We start from the raw sequence: 23,412 nt of genomic DNA on the forward strand, positions 1-23,412 counted from the left end.
CCCTGATACGGTCCCCGCAGGTCAGGCCGATTCGGCCCCGTCACCGAGAGGTTGGAACCCCCCATGCCGGACCCCGCCGCGCGCGACGCCGCCGAAGAGGCATCGGCCTTCTCGCACCCGGCCGTCCCTCCCGACGCCACCGCCGCGTACGGCGAGCACCCCGACCAGATCGTCGACCTCTACGCACCCAAGGCCGGCGGCGGGCGCGCCCCGCTCGTCGTCGTGCTGCACGGCGGCGCCTGGCGGGCCCCCTACGACCGGCACCACATCAGCCCCTTCGCCGACTTCCTCGCCCGCCGCGGCTTCGCCGTCGCGAGCGTCGAGTACCGGCGCGGCCCCGGACTGCCCCACCAGGACGGTACGGCCCCGGTCGCGGGCCGCTGGCCGGAGACCTTCGACGACGTGGCCGCCGCCCTCGACGCCGTACCGGAGCTCGCCGCCGCCCATCTGCCGCAGGCCGACCCGCACCGCACGGTCCTCACCGGGCACTCGGCCGGCGGCCAGCTCGCCCTGTGGGCCGCCGCCCGGCACGTCCTGCCCGCCGGCTCCCCCTGGCGGCTGCCCGCCCCGCCCGCGCTCCGCGGCGTCGTCGCCCTCGCCCCGATCGGCCACTTCGACCGGGCCCGCGAGCTCGACGTGTGCGGCGGTGCCGTGACCCAGCTGCTCGGCGGCGAGAAGGCGTACGACGAGCGGGCCGCGGCCACCGACCCGGCGCGACTGCTGCCCACCGGCATCGCCACCGCCCTCGTCCAGGGCCGCGAGGACCTCACCGTCCCCGCCGAGGTCGCCGACGCCTACGTGGAGGCGGCGGCGAAGGCGGGCGAGACCGTCGGCCTGACGCTCCTGGAGGGCGTCGGCCACTTCCCGCTCATCGACCCGGCGGCCGACGCGTGCGCCGTGGTCGCGGAGGAGCTGGCGCAGCTCGCGTTCTGAAGGAACCCGGCGGGCTCGCCGGGTTCCTTTTCCCTTACCCGCCGGTTTTTTTCCCTTAACCGTCGCCGACGGCTGCGGATATTCTCTGACTGCTCCAACTGCCGTGACTACAGGGGGACAAGAGGCCATGGGGACGGACGACCAGACAGGTGCGGTGCCGCCGCCGCCTCCGCCGCCGCAGCACCCGCCCTCCTACCCGCCTCCCGCCTCGTTTCCGCAGCCGCCGCCGCACCCGCCCCGGTCGGACCAGCCCCGGTGGGCGTGGTGGGTGGCGGGGATCGCCCTGCCCCTGCTGGGCATCGCGGCCAGCGTGATCGTGGGCATGGACCGGGGCGACACGCCCCCGGCGGCCTCCTCGACCTCGTCGTCGTCCTCCTCTTCCTCCCCCTCCTCGGACTCCTCCTCCGGCGACCGGGCGGAACCGGCCACCTCCACCTCCGCCTCGGCCTCGGCCGACGAGAGCGTGGAGCCGCCCCTCGACCCGCCCGACAGCCCCCTCCCCAGCGGGTCCAGCGCGTCGACGACCCGGGTGGACCTGGCCTCCCCCCGGGGGCACGGCCCGGCGCGCGAGTCCTCGTGGGGCCTCACCCCCGCGCCCTGCACCAACCACGAGCAGCAGCTGATCGACCTCGACACGGGCCAGAGCCGTGTCGAGAGGGAGTCCGGCGGAAGGATCGAGGAACCCGGCGGGGCCGAGCTCCAGTACTGGCCGGACACCTGCACGGGCAGTGACGACTACCTCCTGAGGGGCGTCCCCAACACCCGGGTGGGCCTCCTGCGGGCCGACGACCCGCACACCGCGGAGAACTGCCGGAAGGTGTCGAACACCGGCCTGCCCCCGCTGAACCTGAACGACACCGGGACGATCGAGCAGGCCGGCTTCGTCGTCGGCGCCGCCATCTGCGCCGTGACCACGGAGGGCTCCGTCGCCATGGCGACGATCGACCACATCAGCGACGGCGGCATCGGGGGAGAGGACACCGCCAGCGGCACCCTCTACGTCTGGCCCAGGACGTCCTGACCGGGACGCGGAGGAGCGCGTAGTACTCAAGGGGGACGGCCCGGGATCCGTATCCAGCGGGACGCGGGCCTCCCCGGCCGTTCCGTACCGTGGTCGGCGTGACCCAGACACAGCCCACCGAGACGAGCCGCAGCCCCGAGTACCGCCTGGCGCAGTCCATGGTCGGCGGGCTGCGGCAGGAACTCTTCCACGACGCCCTCGACTACCGGCCGCTGCCGCGCATGGACGCGGAGAGCGGCCCCACCCGGTTCCTGCCGCGCCGGATACGGGCCCACCTGGGCCTGCTGCCGCACGCCGTCGTCGGCTTCTTCGCGGCGATCGTCTTCCTCCTCGGATACGAGAGCGCCCGCGGCGGCGCCGGACCGGTGGCCTTCCTCTACACGGTCGTCCCGCCGGCGATCGTGCTCCTCACCCTGATCCGGCCCGTCTTCGCCTTCTGGGCCTCGCTCGCCGCCGCGCCCCTGCTCGGGATCCTCTCCGGCTTCGCCGGCGGCTGGCCCTGGACCCCGAACGCCTTCGCCGCGCACGTCGTGGTCGTCGTCGTGGCCGCCGCCCGCACCGGGCCCCGCGCCGCCGCCTGGATGTGGGTGGTGACCGCCGGATACGCCCTCTTCGCCGAGATGTTCCTGGGCCTCGGCCGCAGCTCCGACACGGTCCCGCTGCTCTTCGTCACCGCCCTCGGCCTGCTCGTCGTCACCCTCGTGCAGACCCGCCGCCAGGCGGCCCGCGAGGTCACCGCCCAGCAGACCGTCACCGCCGTCGAGCGCTCCAAGCGGACCCTCCTGGAGGAGCGGACCACCATCGCGCGCGAACTGCACGACGTCGTCGCGCACCACATGTCGGTGGTCGCCATCCAGGCCGAGGCCGCGCCCTACCGCGTGGAGAACCCGCCGCCGGAGCTGGAGCAGGCCTTCCTCACCATCCGGGAGAACGCCGTCGCCGCCCTCACCGAACTGCGCCGCATCCTCGGCGTCGTCCGTGCCGAGGACTACGAGGCCCCCGACGCCCCGCAGCCGACCCTCGCCGACCTCGACGGGCTCGTCGGCAACGTCCGGGAGGCCGGGCTCGACGTCACCCTGACGGTCACCGGCGCGGTGCGCGAGCTGCCGCAGGGCGTGGAGCTGTCCGCGTACCGGATCGTCCAGGAGGCCCTGTCCAACGTGCTGCGGCACGCGCCCGGGGCCACTGCGAAGGTCGAGCTCGGGTACGTGCTCGGCGGGCTCGGACTGCGCGTCGTCAACGGCCCCGCGCGGGGACTGGTGAAGCCCTCGCCCGGGGCGGGGCACGGCATCACCGGCATGCGGGAGCGTGTCACGATGCTCGGCGGGGAGATGACCGACGGGCCGACCGACGACTCCGGCTACGAGGTCGCCGTCTTCGTCCCCGTCCAGCGAGAAGGGACCGACCAGTGATCAGGGTGCTGATCGTCGACGACCAGATCATGGTCCGCGAGGGCTTCTCGGTGCTCCTCGGCGCGATGCCGGACATCGAGGTCGTCGGCGAGGCCGTCAACGGCCGGGAGGCGGTCGCGCAGGTCGCCGCCCTCCGCCCCGACGTCGTCCTCATGGACATCCGGATGCCCGAACTGAACGGCATCGACGCCACCCGCGAGATCGTCGCCGCCGACGCGGACGCGAAGGTGCTGGTCCTCACCACCTTCGACCTCGACGAGTACGTGTACCAGGCGCTGCGCGCCGGCGCGTCCGGCTTCCTCCTCAAGGACGCCTCCGCCCGGCAGCTCGCGGAGGGCGTCCGGGTCGTCGCCGCCGGGGAGGCGCTGCTCGCGCCGACCGTGACGAAACGGCTCATCACCGAGTTCGCGAGGGCCGCCGACACCGCGCCGAAGGCGCCCGCCGTCGCCCAGATCGGCGAACTCACCGAGCGCGAGACGGAGGTCCTCGTCCTCATCGCGCAGGGCCTGTCCAACCAGGAGATCGCCGGCCACCTCGTCGTCGCCGAGTCGACCATCAAGACCCACGTCAGCCGGATCCTGGTCAAGCTGGGCCTGCGCGACCGGACACAGGCGGCGGTCTTCGCGTACGAGGCACGTCTGGTGCAGGTCGGGCGGTAGCGTCCACGGCATGGACGCCGTCGCCGCCTTCGACCCCTGGTCCCCGGAGTTCGTCGCCGATCCCTACCCCGCGTACGCGGAGCTGCGGGAGGGAGGCCGGGCCCACTGGTACGGGCGGACCGGGCAGTGGCTGATCCCGCACCACGAGGACGTGTCGGCGCTGCTGCGGGACCGGCGCCTGGGCCGTACGTACACCCACCGCTTCACCCACGAGGAGTTCGGGAGGGAGGCGCCGGACCCCCGGTACGAGCCCTTCCACACCCTCAACGACCACGGGCTGCTCGACCTGGAGGGCGCCGACCACACCCGGATCCGGCGGCTGGTCTCGAAGGCGTTCACCCCGAGGACGGTGGAGCGGCTGGCGCCGACCGTACGGGAGCTGGCGGCCGGCCTGGTGGCCGAGCTGGTCGCGGCCGGCGGCGGCGACCTCCAGGCGACGGTCGCCGAACCGCTGCCGGTCGCCGTCATCGCCGCGATGCTGGGCGTCCCGGAGACGGACGAGGAGCGGGCCATGCTGCGGCCCTGGTCGGCGGCGATCTGCGGGATGTTCGAGCTGAACCCCACGGAGGAGACGGCCCGGGCCGCCGTCCGCGCCTCGATCGAGTTCTCCGACTACCTGCGGGAGCTGATCGCCCGGCGGCGGACCGAGCCCGGCGACGACCTGATCTCGGCGCTGATCGGGGTGGAGGAGCTGACCGAGCAGGAGATGGTCTCCACGTGCGTGCTGCTGCTGAACGCGGGGCACGAGGCGACCGTCAACGTGACGGCGGGCGGCGTGTGGACGCTGCTGCGTCACGATGCCTGGGCGTCCCTCACCCCCGGGAACTCGTCCACAGCTGTGGACGAACTCCTCCGCTACGACACGCCGCTCCAGATGTTCGAGCGCTGGGTCCTCGACGACATCGAGGTCGGCGGGACGCCGATCCCCCGCGGCTCGGAGGTCGCGCTCCTCCTCGGCTCCGCCAACCGGGACCCGGCGCGCTTCGGCCCCACGGCGGACACCCTCGACCTCACCCGCGCGGACAACCCCCACGTCACGTTCGGCGCGGGCGTCCACTACTGCCTCGGCGCGCCGCTGGCCCGCCTCGAACTGACCGCGGTCTTCGAGGAGCTCCGCCGGCAGGCCCCCGCCCTCCGCCTCGCCGCGCCCCCCACGCGCACCCCCGGCTACATCATCCGAGGCCTGACCACCCTCCCCGTGGAACTCTGACCCCCACGGCCCCGCAGCGGTCAGGACTGGAGGTCGCGGTGGCGCAGGGCCGTCAGGCCGGCGGCCGTGAGGGCCACGGCGAGGGCGCCGAGGAGCAGCAGCGGGGGCCAGGACGGGTCGCCGCCCGGGAGCTTGGGGAGGTGGGCGTACGGGGAGATGTCGAGGACCGCCCGCGGGAGGTCCAGCGCGGGGCCGATCCAGCCGAGCGCCAGGCACAGGCCCGCCACGCCCCACCCCGCCCCCGCCGCCCGGGGCACCGCGCCCCAGAGGAGGACGGCGACCCCCGCGAGGGTCCAGACGGCCGGCAGCTGGGCGAGCGAGGCTCCCAGGATCGGGCCGAGGCCGTGGCCGTACGACAGGGCGAGGCCCAGGCCGCTCAGGGCGAGGATCAGCGCGGATCCGGCGTAGGCGAAGGCGAGGTGCCCCGCGGCCCAGCGGATCCGTCCGAGGGAGCCCGCGAGCAGCGGCTCCGCGCGGCCGGAGGTCTCCTCGCCGTGGGCCCGGAGCACCGCTCCGACCGCGTACAGCGCGGCGAGCATCCCGAAGAGGGAGACCATCGTGGCGAGGAAGGCGTCGGTGAGGGCGGCCTGGCCGCCCATCCGCTCGAAGATCTCCCGTGCCTTCTCGTTGTCGCCGACGAGTTCCGCCGCGCCTTCGGCCATGCCGCCGAAGACGAGCCCGCCGAGGAGGAAGCCGAGTCCCCAGCCGGTCAGCGCGCCGCGCTGGAGCCGCAGGGCGAGCGCCCCGGCGGAGGCGAGCCGGCCGGCGGCGGGTCCGGGCCGGGTGGCGAGGAAGGACGCGCCGACGTCGCGCCGCGCGGCGAGCCCGTACGCGAGGACCGTCTGGACGAGCACGGCTCCGGCGATCAGGGCCGGCACCCACCACCGCTCGTCGCCGTAGGCGCGGACGTTCTCGGCCCAGCCGACGGGGGAGAGCCAGGTGAGGAGGGAGCCTCCGGTGGCGTCTGTGGAGTCGCCCGCCGCCCGCAGGACGAACGCGAGGCCGAGGACGCCGCCCGCGATGCCCTTCGCGAGCCGGGCGCTCTCGGTGAGCTGCGCGGCGAGCGCGGCGACGGTCGCGAAGACCATGCCGGTGCCGCCGACGGCGAGGGCGAGGGCGAGCGCTCCGGCGAGGCCCTGGCCGGCGAGTCCGGCGACGATCAGGAGGGCGGTCGCGGCGTTGAGCGTCAGCGCGGCGAGGAGCGCCGAGGTGAGCGGCGCGCGGCGGCCCACCGCCCCGGCGGAGAGCAGTTCCTGGCGGCCCGTCTCCTCCTCCTCGCGGGTGTGCCGTACGACGACGATCAGGCTCGCGACGGCCGCGAGGACGGCGGCGAAGGTGCCGAAGCGCCAGGCGACGAGCCCGCCGAGGGAGTCGGAGAAGACCGGCCCGTAGAGGGAGCGCAGGGAGCTGTTGGCGGTCATGGACGCGGCGAGCTCGGCGCGCGCGTCGGCCGTTCCGTAGAGCCCTTCGAGGGAGCCGGGGCCGGAGGCGACGAGGCCGCCGGTGACCAGGGCCCAGAGGGGGAGGGTCAGCCGGTCGCGGCGGAGCGCGAGCCGGGTGAGGGTGCCGGTGCCGGCGAGGGCGGTCATGACGCCACCTCGGTGTCCGCGTAGTGGCGGAGGAAGAGCTCCTCCAGGGTGGGCGGGGTGCTGGTGAGGGTGCGGACGCCGGCGGCGAGGAGCGCGGCGAGGACGGGGTCGAGCTTGTCGGTGTCGACCTGGAGGCGGACCTTGCGGTCCTCGACGCGCAGGTCGTGGACGCCGGTGAGCCGGTCGAGCCCCTCGGGCGGCCCGGCGAGTTCGGCGGTGACGCTGGTGCGGGTCAGGTGGCGCAGCTGCGCGAGCGAACCCGATTCCACGGTGCGGCCCTTGCGGACGATGCTGACCCGGTCGCAGAGGGTCTCGACCTCGCTGAGGATGTGGCTGGAGAGCAGGACGGTCCGGCCCCGGTCGCGGGCCTCGCGGACGCAGTCCTGGAAGACCTCCTCCATCAGCGGGTCGAGGCCGCTGGTGGGCTCGTCGAGGACGAGGAGTTCGGCGTCGGAGGCGAAGGCGGCGACGAGGGCGACCTTCTGCCGGTTGCCCTTGGAGTAGGTGCGGCCCTTCTTGGTGGGGTCGAGCTCGAAGCGTTCGACGAGCTCGGCGCGGCGGGCCCGGTCGAGGCCGGTGCCGCGCAGCCGCCCGTACAGGTCGATGACCTCGCCGCCGGAGAGGTTGCGCCAGAGGGTGACGTCGCCGGGGACGTACGCGAGCCGCCGGTGGAGGGCGACCGCGTCGGCCCAGGGGTCTCCGTCGAGCAGCCGGACGGTGCCGGCGTCGGCGCGCAGCAGCCCGAGGAGGACGCGGATGGTGGTGGACTTCCCGGCGCCGTTGGGGCCGAGGAAGCCGTGGACCTCGCCGGTGGCGACGGTGAGGTCGAGTCCGTCGAGGGCGTGGGTGCGGCCGAAGGACTTGTGGAGTCCGGTGACGGCGAGAGCGTTCGTCATGCTTCGGAACGTACGCTCATTTCACAAACTTGTGAAGTTAAGGAAGCATATAAAGTCGGTACGGAGGCGCGGAGGCGCGCGAGCGAGGGAGACGATGACGCCATGACCAGGAGTGAAGAGGAAGCGGTGTCCCGGTTCGTGGAGCGCTTCGCCGCCGAACTGACCGAGGCCGGGATGCAGCGCATGGCCGCCCGCGTCTTCGCCGCGCTGCTCGCCTCCGAGACCGCCTCGCTGACCTCGGCGGAGCTCGCCGAACAGCTCGTGATCAGCCCCGCCGCCGTCTCCGGCGCGATCCGCTACCTCACCCAGGTCGGCATGGTCGCCCGCGAGCGCGAACCGGGCACCCGCCGCGAGCGGTACGTGCTCCACAACGAGATCTGGTACGAGACCTTCACCCGCCGCGACCAGGTCCTGATCCGCTGGGAGAAGGTCCTGCGCGACGGCGCCGACACCCTCGGCCCGGCCACGGCGGCCGGCGCCCGCACCGCCGAGACCGCCGACTTCTTCGCCTTCCTCCAGGAGGAGATGATCTCGATGATGGACCGCTGGAAGGAGCGGAAGGCGAGCCGCGAGGCCCAGTCCTGAGCCCCCGCCCTCGGCCCTGAGCGGCCCCGGCTTCCGGCGCGGGCCTGGTGGGGCGGTCGGACCCGTGGAGCGGTCGGACCCGTGGGGCGGGCCGGACCGGTGGAGCGGGTCAGACCGGTGGCGTCGGCTCCCGGGGCAGCGTCAGCCCCCACCCCCCGGCCCGGACCGTCCAGGTGCGGCGGCGGACCGGGCCCGCGACGCGGCCGTCGGCGCGGTAGCGGAAGTCCGGGCCGGAGACCGTGAGGGTGCCGGCGACGGCGCGGCGCGGCGCGGTGGCGGGGCCGGCCGGGTGGACGGTCACCTCCGCCGTGCCGTCGCCGGTGTCCGCCGGGCGGGCCGTCACCGCCGTCACCGGCGCGTCCACGTCCGCGAGCAGCACCCCGTCCGCCTCCACCCGCAGCCGGTGGACCAGGACGCCGGGGAACGGCGGCGCCGGCCGCACCAGGGTGCGGACCAGGGAGCGGCAGGTGCCCCAGACAGAGGGGGCCGTGCCGGCGGCGGGGACGGGCACGGCGGGGACCCGCAGATCGCCCAGGACCACCCCGTCGCTGTCGTCCACCAGCAGGTCCAGGCTCCGTACGGCCCCGTCCAGGACCGTCCGGGCCGCCGCCACCGCGCCGTGCGGCACGCCGAAGCCGTACGCGACCTCCAGGGCGTCCGGCGGGCCGATCGGGACGAGCGAGAGCGGCGCCCGGTCCCGGTGGAGCAGCGTCACCGCGCGCAGCAGCGCCCGGTCGTCGCCGAGGACGACGGGGCGCCGGGAGCCGCGCCGGGACAGGGCGCGGGAGAATTCCTCGGGGGAGTCCGGCAGGCAGATCTTCGCCTCCGCGCCCGCGAACAGGACATCCTTCGCGATCCGCACGGACTCGCCGTCACTTCGGCGGGCGACCGGGTCGACGATGACCAGCAGCTGGTCGTGATCCGACACCTCGGTCCTTCCTCGGGTAGCATCTTTGTGCAAGAGCCCCTTGCGCTATTGCGCCAGGGGCTTCGTCTATTCCGGGGCACACCGGTGAGGCGGCGTACGCCCCCTGACCTTGGACATGCCCCGCCCGGAAGGGGTGTACGCCTGTGCCCGCACTTGTGCTGCTCGGTGCTCAGTGGGGTGACGAGGGCAAGGGAAAGGCCACCGACCTGCTCGGTGGATCCGTGGACTACGTGGTGCGTTACCAGGGCGGCAACAATGCCGGCCACACGGTCGTCGTCGGCGACCAGAAGTACGCGCTCCACCTCCTCCCTTCCGGAATCCTCTCCCCGGGGTGCACCCCGGTGATCGGAAACGGTGTGGTCGTCGACCCGGCGGTCCTGCTCTCCGAGCTGAGCGGACTGAACGACCGCGGCGTCGACACGTCGAAGCTCCTGATCAGCGGCAACGCCCATCTGATCACCCCGTACAACGTCACCCTCGACAAGGTGACGGAACGGTTCCTCGGCAAGCGCAAGATCGGCACCACGGGTCGCGGCATCGGCCCCACCTACGCCGACAAGATCAACCGCACCGGCATCCGGGTCCAGGACCTCTACGACGAGTCGATCCTGGAGCAGAAGGTCGAGGCCGCCCTGGAGCAGAAGAACCAGCTCCTCGCCAAGGTCTTCAACCGCCGCGCCATCGAGTCCGGCCGGATCGTGGAGGAGATGCTCCAGTACGCGGAGCAGCTCCGCCCGTACGTCGCCGACACCACGCTGATCCTCAACAACGCCATCGACGAGGGCAAGGTCGTCCTCTTCGAGGGCGGCCAGGGCACCCTCCTGGACGTGGACCACGGCACGTACCCCTTCGTCACCTCCTCGAACCCGACCGCCGGCGGCGCCTGCACCGGCGCCGGCGTGGGCCCGACGAAGATCAACCGGGTCATCGGCATCCTCAAGGCGTACACGACCCGCGTCGGCGCCGGCCCGTTCCCGACCGAGCTCTTCGACGCGGACGGCGAGGCCCTGCGCCGCATCGGCGGCGAGCGTGGCGTCACCACCGGCCGTGACCGCCGCTGCGGCTGGTTCGACGCGGTCATCGCCCGCTACGCCACCCGCGTCAACGGCCTGACCGACTTCTTCCTCACCAAGCTGGACGTGCTGACCGGCTGGGAGGAGATCCCGGTCTGCGTCGCGTACGAGATCGACGGCAAGCGCGTCGAGGAGCTCCCGTACTCGCAGACCGACTTCCACCACGCGAAGCCGATCTACGAGACCCTGCCCGGCTGGTCGGAGGACATCACGAAGGCCAAGACCTTCGCCGACCTCCCGAAGAACGCGCAGGCCTACGTCAAGGCGCTGGAGGAGATGTCCGGCGCCCCGATCTCCGCCATCGGCGTCGGCCCCGGCCGCACCGAGACGATCGAGATCAACTCCTTCCTGTAGGCGGCACGCCGAAGGGCCCGCGTCCCGTGAGGGGCGCGGGCCCTTCGTGCTTCCGCCGGGCCGGGAGGACGTCAGTCCTCCCGGTGGTACTCGGCCGGCTCGGTGTCCACCATCGGGTAGACCTGGAGGATCTCCTTGCCCTTGTACGTCGTCAGCACCAGGTAGCTGCCGAGGTCGTCGCGGACGCACTCCGCGTCCGCGCCGGGTTCCAGGGCCATGGGCCCGATGACGTACGGGGGCGTGGTGCCCGCCAGGATCGCCGTCCAGGTGCAGTTGACCGCGTCGGACAGCGTGTTGCCCTGCTCGTCCATGCGCGGGTAGACGCTCAGCGAGCGGAAGACGGCCGAGCCGACCGCGCCCTGGGCGATCGTCACCTCGTCGGTGTAGCGGCCCGCCTCGGGGCCCTCGACCAGGGGGTCCATCTTCCAGCGGCCCAGGTACTTCGCGGGCAGGATCTCCGAGCCGGTGCGGGCCTTGTGGAAGGTGGTCCGCGCGGCGCCCGACGTCCATTCGAGGACCTCGGGGGAGCGCAGGGTGAGGGTCTGGTGGGCGGCCGCCATGCACCGCCGGGCGGGCACGCTGGTGGTCACGTCGGACTCGCCGAGGACGACCTTGTCCTCGTCGGCGGAGACGAGCCGTGAGCGGCCCATGCACAGCCGGCCGTCGCCGACGTGGGTGTAGACGGCGGTCTTGGCGCCGGGCGCGCCCTGCCCGAGCTCGATCCGGACGGTCTCGCGCGGGTGCTCCCCGGTGCCCTGGAGGACGCCCTCCCAGGCGCCCAGGAAGGCGGCGGGCACGGCCCCGGCGGGTCCGGAGGAGGCGGAGGAGGAGGACGAGCCGGAGGCGGTGCCCTTGCCGTCGCCGCCGGGGGCGTCGCCGGGGCCGCCCAGCGGCCAGAGGGCGTAGCCGACGCCCGCCGCGGCCGCGACGGCGACGGTCGTGAGCGCGGCGGTCAGGACCCGGCGGCGGGAGCGGGGACGCGGCTCCGGGCCGGGGCCGGGAGCGGGCGGGCCGGACGCCGGGCCCGTCGGGCCGGTCACCCCCGTCGGCCCCGTCCGGTCACCGGCCGCCGCACCGCCCGCCGTACGCTCCGGGGCGCGCTCCGTCCCGTGAGGGCCCTCGGCGCCCTCCGCGCTCTCCGCCTCCAGGAGCCGGGCCGCGTGCCGGCCGAGGCGGGCGAGGACGTCGGCGGGCAGCCAGGGATCGGAGACCGGCAGCGTCTCGGCGATCTCGGCCGCCGTCGGCCGCTGCGCCGGGTCCTTGGCGAGGCAGGCCCGGATCAGCCCGGTCAGTTCGGGCGCCACGTCCGTCAGGTCCGGGTCGTCGTGGGCGATCCGGAACATCAGCGCGTGGACGCCGCTGTCGGAGGTGCCGAAGGGGGAGCGGCCGGTCGCCGCGTAGGCGAGGACCGAGCCCAGGCAGAAGACGTCGGAGGACGGGCCCAGCTTCTCGCCGCGCACCTGCTCGGGCGACATGAAGCCGGGGGAGCCGACGACGGCGCCGGTGCTGGTGAGGCCGCCGTCGGTGACGGTGTCGACGGCCCGGGCGATGCCGAAGTCGATGATCCGGGGGCCGTCGACGGTCAGCAGCACGTTGGACGGCTTGAGGTCGCGGTGGACGAGCCCGGCCCGGTGGATGTGGTCGAGGGCCCGGCCGAGGCCGGAGCCCAGGGCGCGGACGGTCGCGGACGGCAGCGGCCCGTACTCGTCGCCGACGACGGTCCGCAGCGAGGGCCCGGGCACGTACCCGATGGCCACCCACGGGGAGGCGGCGGTGGTGTCGGAGCCGAGGACGGGCGCGGTGCCGGTGCCGCCGACCCGTTCGAGCGCCTCGACCTCACGGGCGAAGCGGCGCCGGAACTCCTCCTGGGCGGCCAGTTCGGCGTGCACCACCTTCACGGCGACGGTCCGCCCGCCGGCCGAACGCGCGAGGAACACCCGGCCCATGCCGCCGACCCCGAGCCGGCCGACGATACGGAACGGGCCGATGCTGACCGGGTCTTCCGCGTTCAATGGCTCCACGTGGCAAGAGGATGCCAGACCGGGCGGAGGGGCCGGGGCACGCTCCGGGTCACGGTCCGGTGTCGGCCGCCCCCGTGGATCCGCACCCCCGCCGGGTGCGCGGGGGCTCGTCCGGCCGGGCCCGAGGGGCTCCTCGGGCCCGGCCCGAGGGGGGCCGGGGGCGGGGTCGTCCGGGTGGCCCGGCCGGGGTTGCCCGGGCCGGAGGAGCGTGGATGTAATGGCCGTGAGGGGGCCCTTCCGGAGGAGGAACCCCATGCGTGTCGTCGAAGTGAGCGCCTACGGCGGACCCGAGGTCCTCAGATCGGTGCGCCGTCCCGAGCCGGATCCCGCCGACGCCCCGGGGCGGGTCCGGGTGAGGCTCAAGGCCGCCGGGGTCAACCAGGCGGACCTCAAGATCCGCTCCGGCCGGTTCGCCGCCGCGCTCGGCGCGCTGGCCCCGCCCTTCGTGCTCGGCTACGACTTCGCGGGCAACCTGCTCGATCCGGCCCCGGGCCTCGCCGTGGGCACCCGGGTGGCCGGTTTCGTGCCCTGGGTGGCGGAGGGGACCGGGGAGGGGACGTACGCGGAGACGATCCTGGTGGAGCCCGGGTGGCTGGCCCCGATCCCGGACGAGGTGGACTTCACGGCGGCGGCCTCGCTGCCGCTCTCCGCGCTGACCGCCGCGCAGGCGCTGGACCTGATGGCGCTGCCGGAGGGCTCGACGCTCCTGATCACCGGCGCGAGCGGGGTGGTGGGCCGGTTCGCGGTGCAGCTGGCGGCGCGGGCGGGCCACCGGGCGATCGCCCTCGGCGACGCCGACGACGCGCACGAGCTGCGGCTCCTCCACGCCGACGGCATGGTGCCGCGCGGGGCGCCCGAGGACGTGATCACCGGGGTGCTCGGCTTCGCGCCGGACCGGGTGGACGGGATCTTCGACGCGGCCCTGATCGCCGATCCGCTGCTGCCGGCCCTCAAGGACGGCGGGGTGTTCGTCTCCGCCTCCGCCGAGCGGGTGCCGGTGGCCGAGCGGGGCGTCCGCGTGGACGTGGTCGAGGGCCGCCCGGACGCGGCGCGCCTGAAGGAGCTGCTCGAACTGGTCGGCGCGGGCGGCCTCGCGACCCGGGTGGCCGACGTGCTGCCGCTGGAGTCGGCGGCGGAAGCCCACCGGCGCGCCGAGGCGGGCCACCGGCCGGGCCGCATCGTCCTGATGATCTGAGCGAACCCGACCTGACGCCACGTCAATCATCTTCCCCTCGCCCCCTGGTGACCTCCGTCCCAGGGGGCGGATTCTGGTCTAGACCTTGACAGGTACAGACCAGTGCCGCTTCGCTGGCCTTCCCCCCACCGGAAGGACGACAGCGCATGCGACGTCTTCTCGCCCTGATCGCCGCCCTCTGTACGGCAGTCGGGCTCGCGGTCCTGCTCCCCGCCACCGCCGGCGCGGCCCCCGCCTGCGTCACCGCCTGGAGTTCGGGCCAGGTCTACACCGGCGGCATGACCGCCTCCTACAACGGCCACAACTGGTACGCGAAGTGGTGGACGCAGAACGAGCGTCCCGGCTCCAGCGACGTCTGGCGCGACGAGGGCGGCTGCGGCACGGGCGGCGGGGGCGGCACCCCCGACCCCTCCGGATTCGTCGTCACCGAGGCCCAGTTCAACCAGATGTTCCCGAACCGGAACCCCTTCTACACGTACGCGGGTCTGGTCGCCGCCACCAAGAAGTACCCGGCCTTCGCCGGCACCGGCAGCGACACCGTGAAGAAGCAGGAGGCCGCGGCCTTCCTCGCCAACGTCTCCCACGAGACCGGCGGCCTCTACTACATCGTCGAGCAGAACACCGCCAACTACCCCCACTACTGCGACGCGAACCAGCCCTACGGCTGCCCCGCCGGCCAGGCCGCCTACTACGGCCGCGGCCCGATCCAGCTCTCCTGGAACTTCAACTACAAGGCCGCCGGCGACGCCCTCGGCATCGACCTCCTGAACAACCCCTGGCGCGTCGAGCGCGAGCCGGACGTCGCCATGATGACCGGCCTCTGGTACTGGAACACCCAGAACGGCCCCGGCACCATGACCGCCCACAACGCCATGGTCAACGGCGCCGGCTTCGGCGAGACCATCCGCTCCATCAACGGCTCCCTGGAGTGCAACGGCGGCAACCCCGCCCAGGTCCAGAGCCGCGTCACCAAGTACCAGCAGTTCACCCAGATCCTCGGCGTCCCGACCGGCGCGAACCTGTCCTGCTGATCCCGCACGGCCCTCCTCGGCTCGCCCCGACCACCCGGTCGGGGCGAGCGCGGGCATGAGCGAGCCGAGGAGGCCGGGCGGCCGGTCGCGCCCCGCCGGTCACCCCTCCCGCTCCGTCCCCGCCTCGACCTCCTCCAGCGCCGCCGAGAGCCGGTCGAGGACCCGTACCGTCTCCTCGAAGGCGGCCGGACCGCCCAGCGCGGCGGTCAGGCGGGCGGCCAGCTCCGCGTGGCCCGGGTCGATGCGGGCGATCGCCGCGCGGCCGGCGTCCGTGGGGGCGAGCAGCTTGGCGCGGCGGTGCGCCGGGTTGGGGGCGTAGGCGGCGAGGCCGTCGCGGACGAGCAGGTCGGCGATCCGCTGGACGCTCTGCCGGGTGATGCCCATGACCCGGGCGATCCCCGCCACCGGCAGCGGTTCGGGGAGCACCGCCCCGAGCACCTGCCACCACGCGGCGGTCAGCCCGGCGGGCTCGGCCAGCTTCTCCGCGACGGAGAGGAACTGCCCGTTGAGCCGGAAGACGCCGAGGGCGGTCCGGCTCAGGGCGTCCTGCTCGGTGCGGCGGCTCATCCGTTCAGCTCGGCGAACGCCGCCAGGTCGGAGTCGTGGAAGAGCCGGAACCAGGCGTCCCGCCGCCCCTCGTACGCGCCGAGCCGGGCGAAGATCTCGCGGGCGAAGGCGACCGGCTCGGTCGGCCCGGCGGTGACGAGGTCCCCGTCGGTGACGGCGTCGGCCTCCACGTACCGCTCCGCGCCCGCGTACCCGGTGGCGGCGAGGTAGAAGGGCGCGGCGCTGGTGTGCGCCCGGTCGTCGAGCAGCCCCTCCCGGGCGAGCCCGGCGGTGGCGCCGCAGATGGCGGCGACCGGCACCCCGGCGTCCAGGAAGCTCCGGGCGGCGGCGGTGAAGGGGGCGAGCTCGTCGCCCTCGTCGTACTTCTCGGCCCCGGGAAGGATCAGCAGGGCGCTGTCCTCGGGGCGCAGCTCGTCCAGCGCGAGGTCGGGCAGGATCCGGATCCCGGCGATCGTGGTGACCGGCTTTCCGGGGTCGGCGCCCACGGTCCGGACGGTGAACCCGGCCCGGGCGAGCCACGCGGTGGCGTGCCCCGTCTCCCAGTCGGCGAGGGTGTCGTACACGGCGAGGTGAACGGTCTTCGAGGTCATGACAGCAGACTGTCATGGCGACAGCATACTGTCAATGAAACGCCGCCCGAGCAGCATCCGAGCCCCGCCCGAGCCGCGTCCGAGCCCCGCCCGAGCGCCGCCCGAGTCGCGTCCGAGCCCTGTCCGGGCCCCGTCCGAGCGGTGCGACGAAATCCGCAGCCGCCCGCCGGGCAGAGCACAGTGTCGTGTCCGGCGCGTTCTCGGTGGACAAGATGGTGATGGCCGCCCCACCTGCGGTTCCTTACCCTTCGGTGCATGACCCCTCATGTCATCGAACCCGACCCCCAGGCCGGTGCCGCCGTCAAGGCCGCGGACCGCGCGCACGTCTTCCACTCCTGGTCCGCCCAGGGCCTGATCGACCCGCTCGCCGTGGCCGGCGCGGAGGGTTCGTACTTCTGGGACTACGACGGCAACCGCTACCTCGACTTCACCAGCGGCCTCGTCTACACCAACATCGGCTACCAGCACCCCAAGGTGGTCGCCGCCATCCAGGAGCAGGCCGGGAAGCTCGCGACCTTCGCGCCCGCCTTCGCCGTCGACGTCCGCTCCGAGGCCGCGCGCCTCATCGCCGAGCGCACCCCCGGCGACCTGGACAAGATCTTCTTCACCAACGGCGGCGCGGAGGCCGTCGAGAACGCCGTCCGGATGGCCCGGCTGCACACCGGCCGCCACAAGGTGCTCTCCGCCTTCCGCTCGTACCACGGCGCCACCTCCACCGCGATCAACCTCACCGGCGACCCCCGCCGCTGGGCCTCCGACACCGGCTCGGCCGGCGTGGTCCGCTTCTGGGCGCCCTTCCTCTACCGCTCGCCGTTCTACGCGGAGACCGAGCAGCAGGAGTGCGAGCGCGCCCTCGCGCACCTGGAGGACACCATCGCCTTCGAGGGTCCCGGCACCATCGCCGCGATCATCCTGGAGACCGTCCCCGGCACCGCCGGCATCATGACCCCGCCGCCCGGCTACCTCACCGGCGTCCGCGAGATCTGCGACAAGTACGGCATCGTCTTCGTCCTCGACGAGGTCATGGCCGGCTTCGGCCGCACCGGCAAGTGGTTCGCCGCCGAGCACTTCGACGTCGTCCCCGACCTGCTGACCTTCGCCAAGGGCGTCAACTCCGGCTACGTGCCGCTCGGCGGCGTCGCCATCAGCGAGAAGATCGCCGCCACCTTCGAGACCCGCCCCTACCCGGGCGGCCTCACCTACTCCGGCCACCCGCTGGCCTGCGCCGCCGCCGTCGCCACCATCCAGGTGATGGAGGACGAGAAGGTCGTCGAGAACGCCGCCCGTATCGGCGAGCAGGTCCTCGGCCCCGGCCTGCGCGAGCTCGCCGAGCGCCACCCGTCGGTCGGCGAGGTCCGCGGCATGGGCGTCTTCTGGGCGCTCGACCTGGTCAGGAACAAGGAGACGCGCGAGCCGCTCGTCCCGTACAACGCGGCCGGCGAGGCCAACGCCCCGATGGCCGCCTTCGGCGCCGCGGCGAAGAAGAACGGCCTGTGGCCCTTCGTCAACATGAACCGCACCCACGCCGTCCCCGCCTGCAACGTCTCCGACGACGAGGCCAAGGAGGGCCTGGCGGCCCTGGACGCGGCCCTCACGGTCGCCGACGAGCACACGGTCTGACCGTCGCCCGCCGACGGCCCGGCCGGCGTCACCCCGTGTGACGAGGGCCTCCTCCCGAGGGACCAGGTCTGGACTAGAGTCTTCCGGAACCTCATGGAGGGGGCCCCACCCGCATGCCCGGCACGTCCGCGAACAGCGCCGTCACCCGCAGCACCCTCAGCCGACAGATCGCGGACGCGCTCCGTGACGAGGTCCTCGCGGGGCGTCTCCGGCCGGGCCAGGAATTCACCGTCAAGCAGATCGCCGAGCAGTACGGCGTCTCCGCCACCCCCGTCCGCGAGGCCCTCGTCGACCTCTGCGGCCAGGGCCTGCTCGACTCCGACCAGCACCGCGGTTTCCGCGTCCACCGCTTCTCGGTGGCCGACTACCGGCAGATGGTCGAGGCCCGGATGCTCGTCGTCGACGGCGTCTTCCGCCGCCACACCCCCCGGGCCCTGGCCACCCTCCCCGAGCCCGACCCGGGCATCGGGGTCGTCCTGGTGTCGATCCGCCGCCGCGGCGAGGCCGCCGTCCGCGCCGCCCGCGCCGGCGACCTGGACGTCCTCATCGGCTACGACCTGCGCTACTGGCGCGAGCTGGCCCGGCTCGTCGCCCGCAACGACCACATCGCCGACTTCCTGCACCGCCTCCGCGTGCAGGCCTGGGTCTTCTCCGTGCCCCATCTGCGGGCCGAGCGCGAACTCCACGGCTGGCTCTGGTCCGGCCACGTGGAGCTGGTCGACGCCGTGACCCGCGGCGACGCCGAGGCCGCCATCGCCGTCGTACGCGCCTACAACGCCCACTCCCTGGAATGGGCCGACCGCCTGGAGGCCCGGCTCAGCCGGTGACCCGCCGCCGGGTTGAGGCCCCCCTTCCCGGGGCAGGCCTCCCACGGGTGGGCGTCGTCGGCGCCGCCGACTACCCTGGCCCTCCCCGGAACTGACGGAGAGCGAGCCTCCCTTGGCCTGTGACCTGTGGCTGGTCCCCCTCGTCGACGTGCTGTGCCACAGCCCCGACAACCCCTTCGCCGAAGACCTCGCCGCCTACGACGCGGTGCTGAGCGCCTCCGGCCTGCCGACCGTGCCCGTGTACGCGTACATGCCCGGACTCTCCGGCGACGTCGCCCCGGTCGCCGGCTTCGACTACGAGGCCCTGCACTTCCTGCGCCGGGCCTATCTGCTGGCGATCTGCGGTCTGCCGGTCGAGCCGGTGGGCGAGCTCGGCGGGGACTACGAACAGCTCCTGGAGATGTTCGAGGCGACCGCCCAGCAGTCCCACCTGGTCTGGCACTACGACCACGCGGGCTCCTACGTGCCGGTCGACTTCCCGGTCCCGCTCTCCAGCGACGAGCTGCTGGAGGGCGGCGGCCCGCTCGGCTCCTCCTACGGACTGCTGCGGGAACTGGAGTTCGTCGCCCCGGCCCTCGGCATCGACCCGGCGAACCCGCCGGCCGCCCCGGCCCCGCCCGCCCGCCCCACCGAGCTGGAGGAACCCGCCGCCCCGATCCCGTACGACGGCGGCCCCTTCGCCCGCGAGCGGCACGTCTGGCTCGGACTGCACGCGGCGGCGACCCGCAGCCTCGCCCAGGGCTCGATGATCATGCTCAGCTAAGCCCGCCGGCCGTCCCGGAGGCCTCAGCGGGCCTCCGGGGGCCGCTGGCGCGGCATGTTCGGCCGGGTGCCCGGCGGCAGCGGGAAGCGGCCGGACGGATGTGCCGCCTCCGGCCGGGCCGGCATGACCCCGACCGACTGGAGCGCCAGCGGCGCCGGGCCCGAGCGGAACTCGACCATCCAGTCCGCGGTCTCCGCCCGGACCAGCTCCGTGACGTCCTCCGAGAAGCGCCGCAGCACCCCGAGACACCGCTCGGCGGCCTCGCTGGCGGTCCCCTCCGTCGGCCCGAGCACCTCCCGCACGCTCTCCGAGGCCCAGTCGAACTGGAGGGCCTGGAGGCGGCGCTGCACCGCCTGGGCCGTCGCCACGTCCCTTATCCAGCCGGAGGTCAGCCCGAAGTACCGGTCGCAGGCCATGCAGGCGGCGCCGAGCAGCAGCGAGAGGTAGCCCCAGCCGGCCGTGCCCTCGGCGACCCCGGTCAGGTCGAGCAGCGGCAGCGCGGCCCCGGCGATCACGCCCAGCGCCGTGCCGACCCGCAGCCCGCGGGCGCAGCGGCGCTTCCAGACCCGGTCCGAGAGGTACCACTCGGCGGTGCGCAGGGCGCCTGCCTCCACCCACCGGTAGAGCTCGTCGAGGCGCTCCGCGGGCTCGCCCCAGTCGCCCAGGGGGAAGGGCTTCCCCGTCAGATCTCCGTGGACGTCTTCCCCGGGCTGCCCCGGCGGCTGCATCTCCGGCTGGTGGCTCACCGGGGGACTCCTCTGTTCAGCCCAGCGTTCGTGTCGCTCGTGTCCTTCTGTGACGTGCGGTGCACGTGGTGCCTGCCCTTCCTACCGCCGAATGGTGGGCGATGGGCCCGGAATCGCGGGATTTCCGCCTGCAAGAGGGTGTTGATCAGGTAGAGGAGCCCGCAGTTTCTCACTCGAAAGAGTTGTCGCGGCAGGGCGGTCCATGACCACGTAGGCTCGGAACACCGGTACCAGACGTGACCGGGCGACTTTCAACCACGAGGAGTGACCGTGATCCCCGGTGGCGGCCAGCCCAACATGCAGCAGATCTTCCAGCAGGCGCAGAAGATGCAGCAGGACCTCGCCCGCGCCCAGCAGGAGCTCGCCGCGACCGAGGTCGAGGGCCAGGCGGGCGGCGGCCTGGTGAGGGCCACCGTGACCGGCTCCGGCGAGCTGCGCGCCCTGGTCATCGACCCGAAGGCGGTCGACCCGGAGGACACGGAGACCCTGGCGGATCTCGTGGTCGCCGCGGTGCAGGCCGCGAACGACAACGCGCAGCAGCTCCAGCAGACCAAGCTGGGCCCGCTGGCACAGGGTCTGGGCGGAATGCCGGGCCTGGGCTTCTAGCGAGCACTTCCAGCCACTACCGTAAGAAGGCAAGAGCACACCCGGAAAGGGCGTTCCGTTGTACGAAGGCGTGGTCCAGGACCTGATCGACGAGCTGGGCAGGCTGCCCGGCGTCGGTCCCAAGAGCGCGCAGCGGATCGCCTTCCACGTCCTCCAGGCCGAGCCGACGGACGTGCGCCGGCTCGCCCACGCGCTCCTGGAGGTCAAGGAGAAGGTCCGGTTCTGCGCGGTCTGCGGGAACGTGGCGCAGCAGGAGCTGTGCAACATCTGCCGCGATCCGCGCCGGGACCAGACCGTGATCTGCGTGGTCGAGGAGCCGAAGGACGTCGTCGCGATCGAGCGGACCCGCGAGTTCCGGGGGCGGTACCACGTCCTCGGCGGCGCGATCAGCCCGATCGAGGGCGTCGGTCCGGACGACCTGCGGATCCGGGAGCTGCTCACCCGCCTCGCGGACGGCTCGGTCACCGAACTGATCCTGGCGACCGATCCCAACCTGGAAGGCGAGGCCACGGCCACCTACCTGGCGCGGATGATCAAGCCGATGGGGCTGAGGGTCACCCGGCTGGCGAGCGGCCTTCCGGTCGGCGGCGACCTGGAGTACGCCGACGAGGTGACGCTCGGCCGTGCCTTCGAGGGGCGGAGGCTGCTAGATGTATGACGACCGGGCGCGGGAGGACCGGGCCGGTGCCGGTGAGCTCTCAGGGAGGCTCCTCGATGTCTGACCCCACGCTGCACTCCATCACGCAGAACCCCGACGACTTCGCGGTCCAGATCGCCGACTCGGTAGAGAGCTTCATCGTCGCCACGACCGAGGTCGCCAAGGGTGACGAGCCGGACAGCGCGGTGCCCTTCCTGCTCCTGGAGATCTCCCAGCTGCTGCTCGCCGGCGGCCGTCTCGGCGCGCACGAGGACATCCTTCCGGACGAGCGGTACGAGCCGGACACGGGCCCGGAGCCGGACGTGGACGACCTGCGCGAGCGGTTCGCGGCGATGCTGGACCCGGTGGACGTCTTCTCCGAGGTCTTCGACCCGTACGAGCCCCGCAAGGCCCCGGTCCCGGCCCGTATCTCGGACAACCTGGCGGACATCGTCGCGGACCTCCGCCACGGCCTCGCCCACTACCGCGCGGGCCGCACCTCCGAGGCGCTCTGGTGGTGGCAGTTCTCGTACTTCTCCAACTGGGGCCCCACGGCCTCGGCCACCCTCCGCGCCCTCCAGTCGCTGGTCGCCCACGTCCGTCTCGACCAGCCCCTGGCCGCCCTCGACGGCCTGGACACGGACGAGGATCTGACAGAGGACGACCTGGCGGAGGAGGCGGGCCGGGTGATGGTCCAGGAGATCGCGGGGCCGCTGGGAATGAAGGGGCTCTAGGCCTCTTCGGATACCCATGTGATCACTTCGTGAGCATCGTGTCTCAGGATGTGATAGCAGGTCGGCGTTTTTCGGTCCCTCGTTAGACTGAGCCGACCGCAGCACGGGCTGCGGCACCGACCGAGCGAGGAGCGCACGTGGGCCTTGTCGTGCAGAAGTACGGAGGCTCCTCCGTTGCCGATGCCGAGGGCATCAAGCGCGTCGCCAAGCGGATCGTGGAAGCCAAGAAGAACGGCCACCAGGTGGTCGTCGTGGTTTCCGCGATGGGCGACACGACGGACGAGCTGATCGATCTCGCCGAGCAGGTGTCTCCGATGCCTGCCGGACGTGAGTTCGACATGCTGCTGACCGCCGGAGAGCGGATCTCCATGGCCCTGCTGGCGATGGCGATCAAAAACCTGGGCCACGAGGCCCAGTCGTTCACCGGAAGCCAGGCGGGTGTCATCACCGACTCGGTCCACAACAAGGCGCGCATCATCGATGTCACGCCGGGCCGGATCCGCACCGCCCTCGACGAGGGCAACATCGCCATCGTCGCCGGCTTCCAGGGTGTGTCCCAGGACAAGAAGGACATCACCACGCTGGGCCGCGGCGGCTCCGACACCACGGCCGTGGCGCTCGCCGCCGCGCTCGACGCCGAGGTCTGCGAGATCTACACCGACGTCGACGGCGTCTTCACCGCCGACCCGCGCGTGGTGAAGAAGGCGAAGAAGATCGACTGGATCTCCTTCGAGGACATGCTGGAGCTCGCCGCCTCCGGCTCCAAGGTGCTGCTGCACCGCTGCGTCGAGTACGCACGCCGCTACAACATCCCGATCCACGTCCGCTCGTCCTTCTCCGGACTCCAGGGCACGTGGGTCAGCAACGAACCGACAGGGGACAAGGTGGAGCAGGCCATCATCTCCGGTGTCGCCCACGACACCTCCGAGGCGAAGATCACCGTCGTCGGGGTGCCGGACAAGCCGGGCGAGGCCGCGGCCATCTTCCGGGCCGTCGCGGACGCCGAGATCAACATCGACATGATCGTGCAGAACGTGTCGGCGGCCTCCACGGGGCTCACCGACATCTCCTTCACCCTCCCCAAGGCCGAGGGCCGCAAGGCCATCGACGCCCTGGAGAAGGCGAAGGGCACCATCGGCTTCGAGTCGCTCCGCTACGACGACCAGATCGGCAAGATCTCCCTCGTCGGCGCCGGCATGAAGACCAACCCGGGCGTCACCGCGGACTTCTTCCGCGCCCTGTCCGACGCGGGCGTCAACATCGAGCTCATCTCGACCTCCGAGATCCGCATCTCGGTCGTCACCCGCGCCGACGACGTCAACGAGGCCGTCCGCGCCGTCCACACCGCCTTCGGTCTGGACAGCGACTCGGACGAGGCGGTCGTCTACGGCGGCACCGGGCGCTGACCCGGCCGC

23 protein-coding genes are annotated in these 23,412 nt (G+C 73.3%); 16 read left to right on the top strand and 7 right to left on the bottom strand.

Features of this window, described 5'->3' with window-relative positions; all coding sequences use genetic code 11:
- The first annotated feature begins 63 nt into the window (after positions 1 to 63).
- From ACFQ8C_RS09130 to ACFQ8C_RS09150, 5 genes are all read left to right on the top strand, one after another.
- Complete coding sequence (locus ACFQ8C_RS09130) at positions 64 to 933, top strand: alpha/beta hydrolase family protein (protein WP_383453833.1); 870 nt, start codon at positions 64 to 66, stop codon at positions 931 to 933.
- A 268-nt stretch (positions 934 to 1,201) separates the two neighbouring features.
- A complete protein-coding gene (locus ACFQ8C_RS09135) occupies positions 1,202 to 1,954 on the top strand; it encodes a hypothetical protein (protein ID WP_383453836.1) in 753 nt (250 codons plus the stop codon).
- Between the two features lie 89 nt (positions 1,955 to 2,043).
- A complete protein-coding gene (locus ACFQ8C_RS09140) occupies positions 2,044 to 3,366 on the top strand; it encodes a sensor histidine kinase (protein ID WP_383453839.1) in 1,323 nt (440 codons plus the stop codon).
- Complete coding sequence (locus ACFQ8C_RS09145) at positions 3,363 to 4,025, top strand: response regulator (protein WP_383453841.1); 663 nt, start codon at positions 3,363 to 3,365, stop codon at positions 4,023 to 4,025. The genes ACFQ8C_RS09140 and ACFQ8C_RS09145 overlap by 4 nt, the downstream gene beginning before the upstream one ends.
- A 10-nt stretch (positions 4,026 to 4,035) precedes the next feature.
- A complete protein-coding gene (locus ACFQ8C_RS09150) occupies positions 4,036 to 5,235 on the top strand; it encodes a cytochrome P450 (RefSeq protein ID WP_383453844.1) in 1,200 nt (399 codons plus the stop codon).
- 20 nt (positions 5,236 to 5,255) lie between these two features.
- Here ACFQ8C_RS09150 and ACFQ8C_RS09155 read toward each other — a convergent pair whose 3' ends face one another.
- Entirely contained in the window at positions 5,256 to 6,824 is a 1,569-nt protein-coding gene (locus tag ACFQ8C_RS09155) for an ABC transporter permease (protein WP_383453847.1), read from the bottom strand.
- Positions 6,821 to 7,720, bottom strand: a complete 900-nt coding sequence (locus tag ACFQ8C_RS09160; RefSeq protein ID WP_383453849.1) for an ATP-binding cassette domain-containing protein — start codon at positions 7,718 to 7,720, stop codon at positions 6,821 to 6,823. The genes ACFQ8C_RS09155 and ACFQ8C_RS09160 overlap by 4 nt, the downstream gene beginning before the upstream one ends.
- Before the next feature lie 102 nt (positions 7,721 to 7,822).
- On the opposite strand from ACFQ8C_RS09160, the gene ACFQ8C_RS09165 reads away from it, so the two are divergent.
- Positions 7,823 to 8,305, top strand: a complete 483-nt coding sequence (locus tag ACFQ8C_RS09165; RefSeq protein WP_383453852.1) for a GbsR/MarR family transcriptional regulator — start codon at positions 7,823 to 7,825, stop codon at positions 8,303 to 8,305.
- A gap of 109 nt (positions 8,306 to 8,414) precedes the next feature.
- On the opposite strand, the gene ACFQ8C_RS09170 is transcribed toward ACFQ8C_RS09165, so the two are convergent.
- Positions 8,415 to 9,233: a diacylglycerol kinase gene (locus ACFQ8C_RS09170; protein WP_383453855.1), complete on the bottom strand. Its 819-nt coding sequence runs from the start codon at positions 9,231 to 9,233 to the stop codon at positions 8,415 to 8,417.
- Positions 9,234 to 9,376: 143 nt separating this feature from the next.
- On the opposite strand from ACFQ8C_RS09170, the gene ACFQ8C_RS09175 reads away from it, so the two are divergent.
- The gene (locus ACFQ8C_RS09175) at positions 9,377 to 10,660 is read left to right on the top strand and encodes an adenylosuccinate synthase (RefSeq protein WP_383453858.1); all 1,284 of its coding nucleotides are present in this window, start codon (positions 9,377 to 9,379) and stop codon (positions 10,658 to 10,660) included.
- A gap of 71 nt (positions 10,661 to 10,731) precedes the next feature.
- Here the strand turns inward: ACFQ8C_RS09175 and ACFQ8C_RS09180 are convergent, their stop codons facing one another.
- Entirely contained in the window at positions 10,732 to 12,681 is a 1,950-nt protein-coding gene (locus tag ACFQ8C_RS09180) for a serine/threonine-protein kinase (RefSeq protein WP_383453861.1), read from the bottom strand.
- Between the two features lie 253 nt (positions 12,682 to 12,934).
- On the opposite strand from ACFQ8C_RS09180, the gene ACFQ8C_RS09185 reads away from it, so the two are divergent.
- Both ACFQ8C_RS09185 and ACFQ8C_RS09190 read left to right on the top strand, forming a co-directional pair.
- A complete protein-coding gene (locus tag ACFQ8C_RS09185; protein ID WP_383453863.1) occupies positions 12,935 to 13,876 on the top strand; it encodes an NADP-dependent oxidoreductase in 942 nt (313 codons plus the stop codon).
- A 146-nt stretch (positions 13,877 to 14,022) separates the two neighbouring features.
- Entirely contained in the window at positions 14,023 to 14,907 is an 885-nt protein-coding gene (locus tag ACFQ8C_RS09190) for a glycoside hydrolase family 19 protein (RefSeq protein ID WP_383453864.1), read from the top strand.
- 99 nt (positions 14,908 to 15,006) lie between these two features.
- On the opposite strand, the gene ACFQ8C_RS09195 is transcribed toward ACFQ8C_RS09190, so the two are convergent.
- Both ACFQ8C_RS09195 and ACFQ8C_RS09200 read right to left on the bottom strand, forming a co-directional pair.
- Positions 15,007 to 15,474 carry a MarR family winged helix-turn-helix transcriptional regulator gene (locus ACFQ8C_RS09195; RefSeq protein ID WP_383453867.1) on the bottom strand — a complete coding sequence of 156 codons (468 nt, stop codon included), beginning with the start codon at positions 15,472 to 15,474 and terminating at the stop codon, positions 15,007 to 15,009.
- Positions 15,471 to 16,064, bottom strand: coding sequence for a DJ-1/PfpI family protein (locus ACFQ8C_RS09200; RefSeq protein ID WP_383453870.1), 594 nt, complete (start codon positions 16,062 to 16,064; stop codon positions 15,471 to 15,473). The genes ACFQ8C_RS09195 and ACFQ8C_RS09200 overlap by 4 nt, the downstream gene beginning before the upstream one ends.
- Before the next feature lie 255 nt (positions 16,065 to 16,319).
- On the opposite strand from ACFQ8C_RS09200, the gene ACFQ8C_RS09205 reads away from it, so the two are divergent.
- The 3 genes from ACFQ8C_RS09205 to ACFQ8C_RS09215 all read left to right on the top strand — a co-directional run bounded on the left by ACFQ8C_RS09205 (position 16,320) and on the right by ACFQ8C_RS09215 (position 19,274).
- Positions 16,320 to 17,684 carry an aspartate aminotransferase family protein gene (locus ACFQ8C_RS09205; protein ID WP_383453871.1) on the top strand — a complete coding sequence of 455 codons (1,365 nt, stop codon included), beginning with the start codon at positions 16,320 to 16,322 and terminating at the stop codon, positions 17,682 to 17,684.
- 113 nt (positions 17,685 to 17,797) lie between these two features.
- A complete protein-coding gene (locus tag ACFQ8C_RS09210) occupies positions 17,798 to 18,511 on the top strand; it encodes a GntR family transcriptional regulator (protein ID WP_383453873.1) in 714 nt (237 codons plus the stop codon).
- Between the two features lie 112 nt (positions 18,512 to 18,623).
- Complete coding sequence (locus tag ACFQ8C_RS09215) at positions 18,624 to 19,274, top strand: hypothetical protein (protein ID WP_383453876.1); 651 nt, start codon at positions 18,624 to 18,626, stop codon at positions 19,272 to 19,274.
- 23 nt (positions 19,275 to 19,297) lie between these two features.
- On the opposite strand, the gene ACFQ8C_RS09220 is transcribed toward ACFQ8C_RS09215, so the two are convergent.
- Positions 19,298 to 20,002 carry an SLATT domain-containing protein gene (locus tag ACFQ8C_RS09220; RefSeq protein WP_383453930.1) on the bottom strand — a complete coding sequence of 235 codons (705 nt, stop codon included), beginning with the start codon at positions 20,000 to 20,002 and terminating at the stop codon, positions 19,298 to 19,300.
- Between the two features lie 288 nt (positions 20,003 to 20,290).
- Between ACFQ8C_RS09220 and ACFQ8C_RS09225 the strand changes: the two genes are divergently transcribed.
- The 4 genes from ACFQ8C_RS09225 to ACFQ8C_RS09240 all read left to right on the top strand — a co-directional run bounded on the left by ACFQ8C_RS09225 (position 20,291) and on the right by ACFQ8C_RS09240 (position 23,403).
- The gene (locus ACFQ8C_RS09225) at positions 20,291 to 20,626 is read left to right on the top strand and encodes a YbaB/EbfC family nucleoid-associated protein (RefSeq protein WP_383453878.1); all 336 of its coding nucleotides are present in this window, start codon (positions 20,291 to 20,293) and stop codon (positions 20,624 to 20,626) included.
- Positions 20,627 to 20,684: 58 nt separating this feature from the next.
- Positions 20,685 to 21,284 carry a recombination mediator RecR gene (gene recR, locus ACFQ8C_RS09230; protein ID WP_383453881.1) on the top strand — a complete coding sequence of 200 codons (600 nt, stop codon included), beginning with the start codon at positions 20,685 to 20,687 and terminating at the stop codon, positions 21,282 to 21,284.
- 56 nt (positions 21,285 to 21,340) lie between these two features.
- Complete coding sequence (locus tag ACFQ8C_RS09235) at positions 21,341 to 21,997, top strand: DUF5063 domain-containing protein (protein ID WP_383453883.1); 657 nt, start codon at positions 21,341 to 21,343, stop codon at positions 21,995 to 21,997.
- 137 nt (positions 21,998 to 22,134) lie between these two features.
- Positions 22,135 to 23,403, top strand: coding sequence for an aspartate kinase (locus ACFQ8C_RS09240; RefSeq protein ID WP_383453886.1), 1,269 nt, complete (start codon positions 22,135 to 22,137; stop codon positions 23,401 to 23,403).
- Positions 23,404 to 23,412: the final 9 nt, after the last annotated feature.

It is taken from the genome of Streptomyces sp. NPDC056503 (assembly GCF_042794995.1).
GTDB lineage: Bacteria > Actinomycetota > Actinomycetes > Streptomycetales > Streptomycetaceae > Streptomyces.

Coding starts and splice junctions, on each gene's coding strand:
- ACFQ8C_RS09130 (WP_383453833.1), top strand. CDS start 64: ATGCCGGACCCCGCCGCGCGCGACGCCGCCGAAGAGGCATCGGCCTTC.
- ACFQ8C_RS09150 (WP_383453844.1), top strand. CDS start 4,036: ATGGACGCCGTCGCCGCCTTCGACCCCTGGTCCCCGGAGTTCGTCGCC.
- ACFQ8C_RS09155 (WP_383453847.1), bottom strand. CDS start 6,824: ATGACCGCCCTCGCCGGCACCGGCACCCTCACCCGGCTCGCGCTCCGC.
- ACFQ8C_RS09160 (WP_383453849.1), bottom strand. CDS start 7,720: ATGACGAACGCTCTCGCCGTCACCGGACTCCACAAGTCCTTCGGCCGC.
- ACFQ8C_RS09165 (WP_383453852.1), top strand. CDS start 7,823: ATGACCAGGAGTGAAGAGGAAGCGGTGTCCCGGTTCGTGGAGCGCTTC.
- ACFQ8C_RS09185 (WP_383453863.1), top strand. CDS start 12,935: ATGCGTGTCGTCGAAGTGAGCGCCTACGGCGGACCCGAGGTCCTCAGA.
- ACFQ8C_RS09190 (WP_383453864.1), top strand. CDS start 14,023: ATGCGACGTCTTCTCGCCCTGATCGCCGCCCTCTGTACGGCAGTCGGG.
- ACFQ8C_RS09195 (WP_383453867.1), bottom strand. CDS start 15,474: ATGAGCCGCCGCACCGAGCAGGACGCCCTGAGCCGGACCGCCCTCGGC.
- ACFQ8C_RS09200 (WP_383453870.1), bottom strand. CDS start 16,064: ATGACCTCGAAGACCGTTCACCTCGCCGTGTACGACACCCTCGCCGAC.
- ACFQ8C_RS09205 (WP_383453871.1), top strand. CDS start 16,320: ATGACCCCTCATGTCATCGAACCCGACCCCCAGGCCGGTGCCGCCGTC.
- ACFQ8C_RS09210 (WP_383453873.1), top strand. CDS start 17,798: ATGCCCGGCACGTCCGCGAACAGCGCCGTCACCCGCAGCACCCTCAGC.
- ACFQ8C_RS09220 (WP_383453930.1), bottom strand. CDS start 20,002: ATGCAGCCGCCGGGGCAGCCCGGGGAAGACGTCCACGGAGATCTGACG.
- ACFQ8C_RS09235 (WP_383453883.1), top strand. CDS start 21,341: ATGTCTGACCCCACGCTGCACTCCATCACGCAGAACCCCGACGACTTC.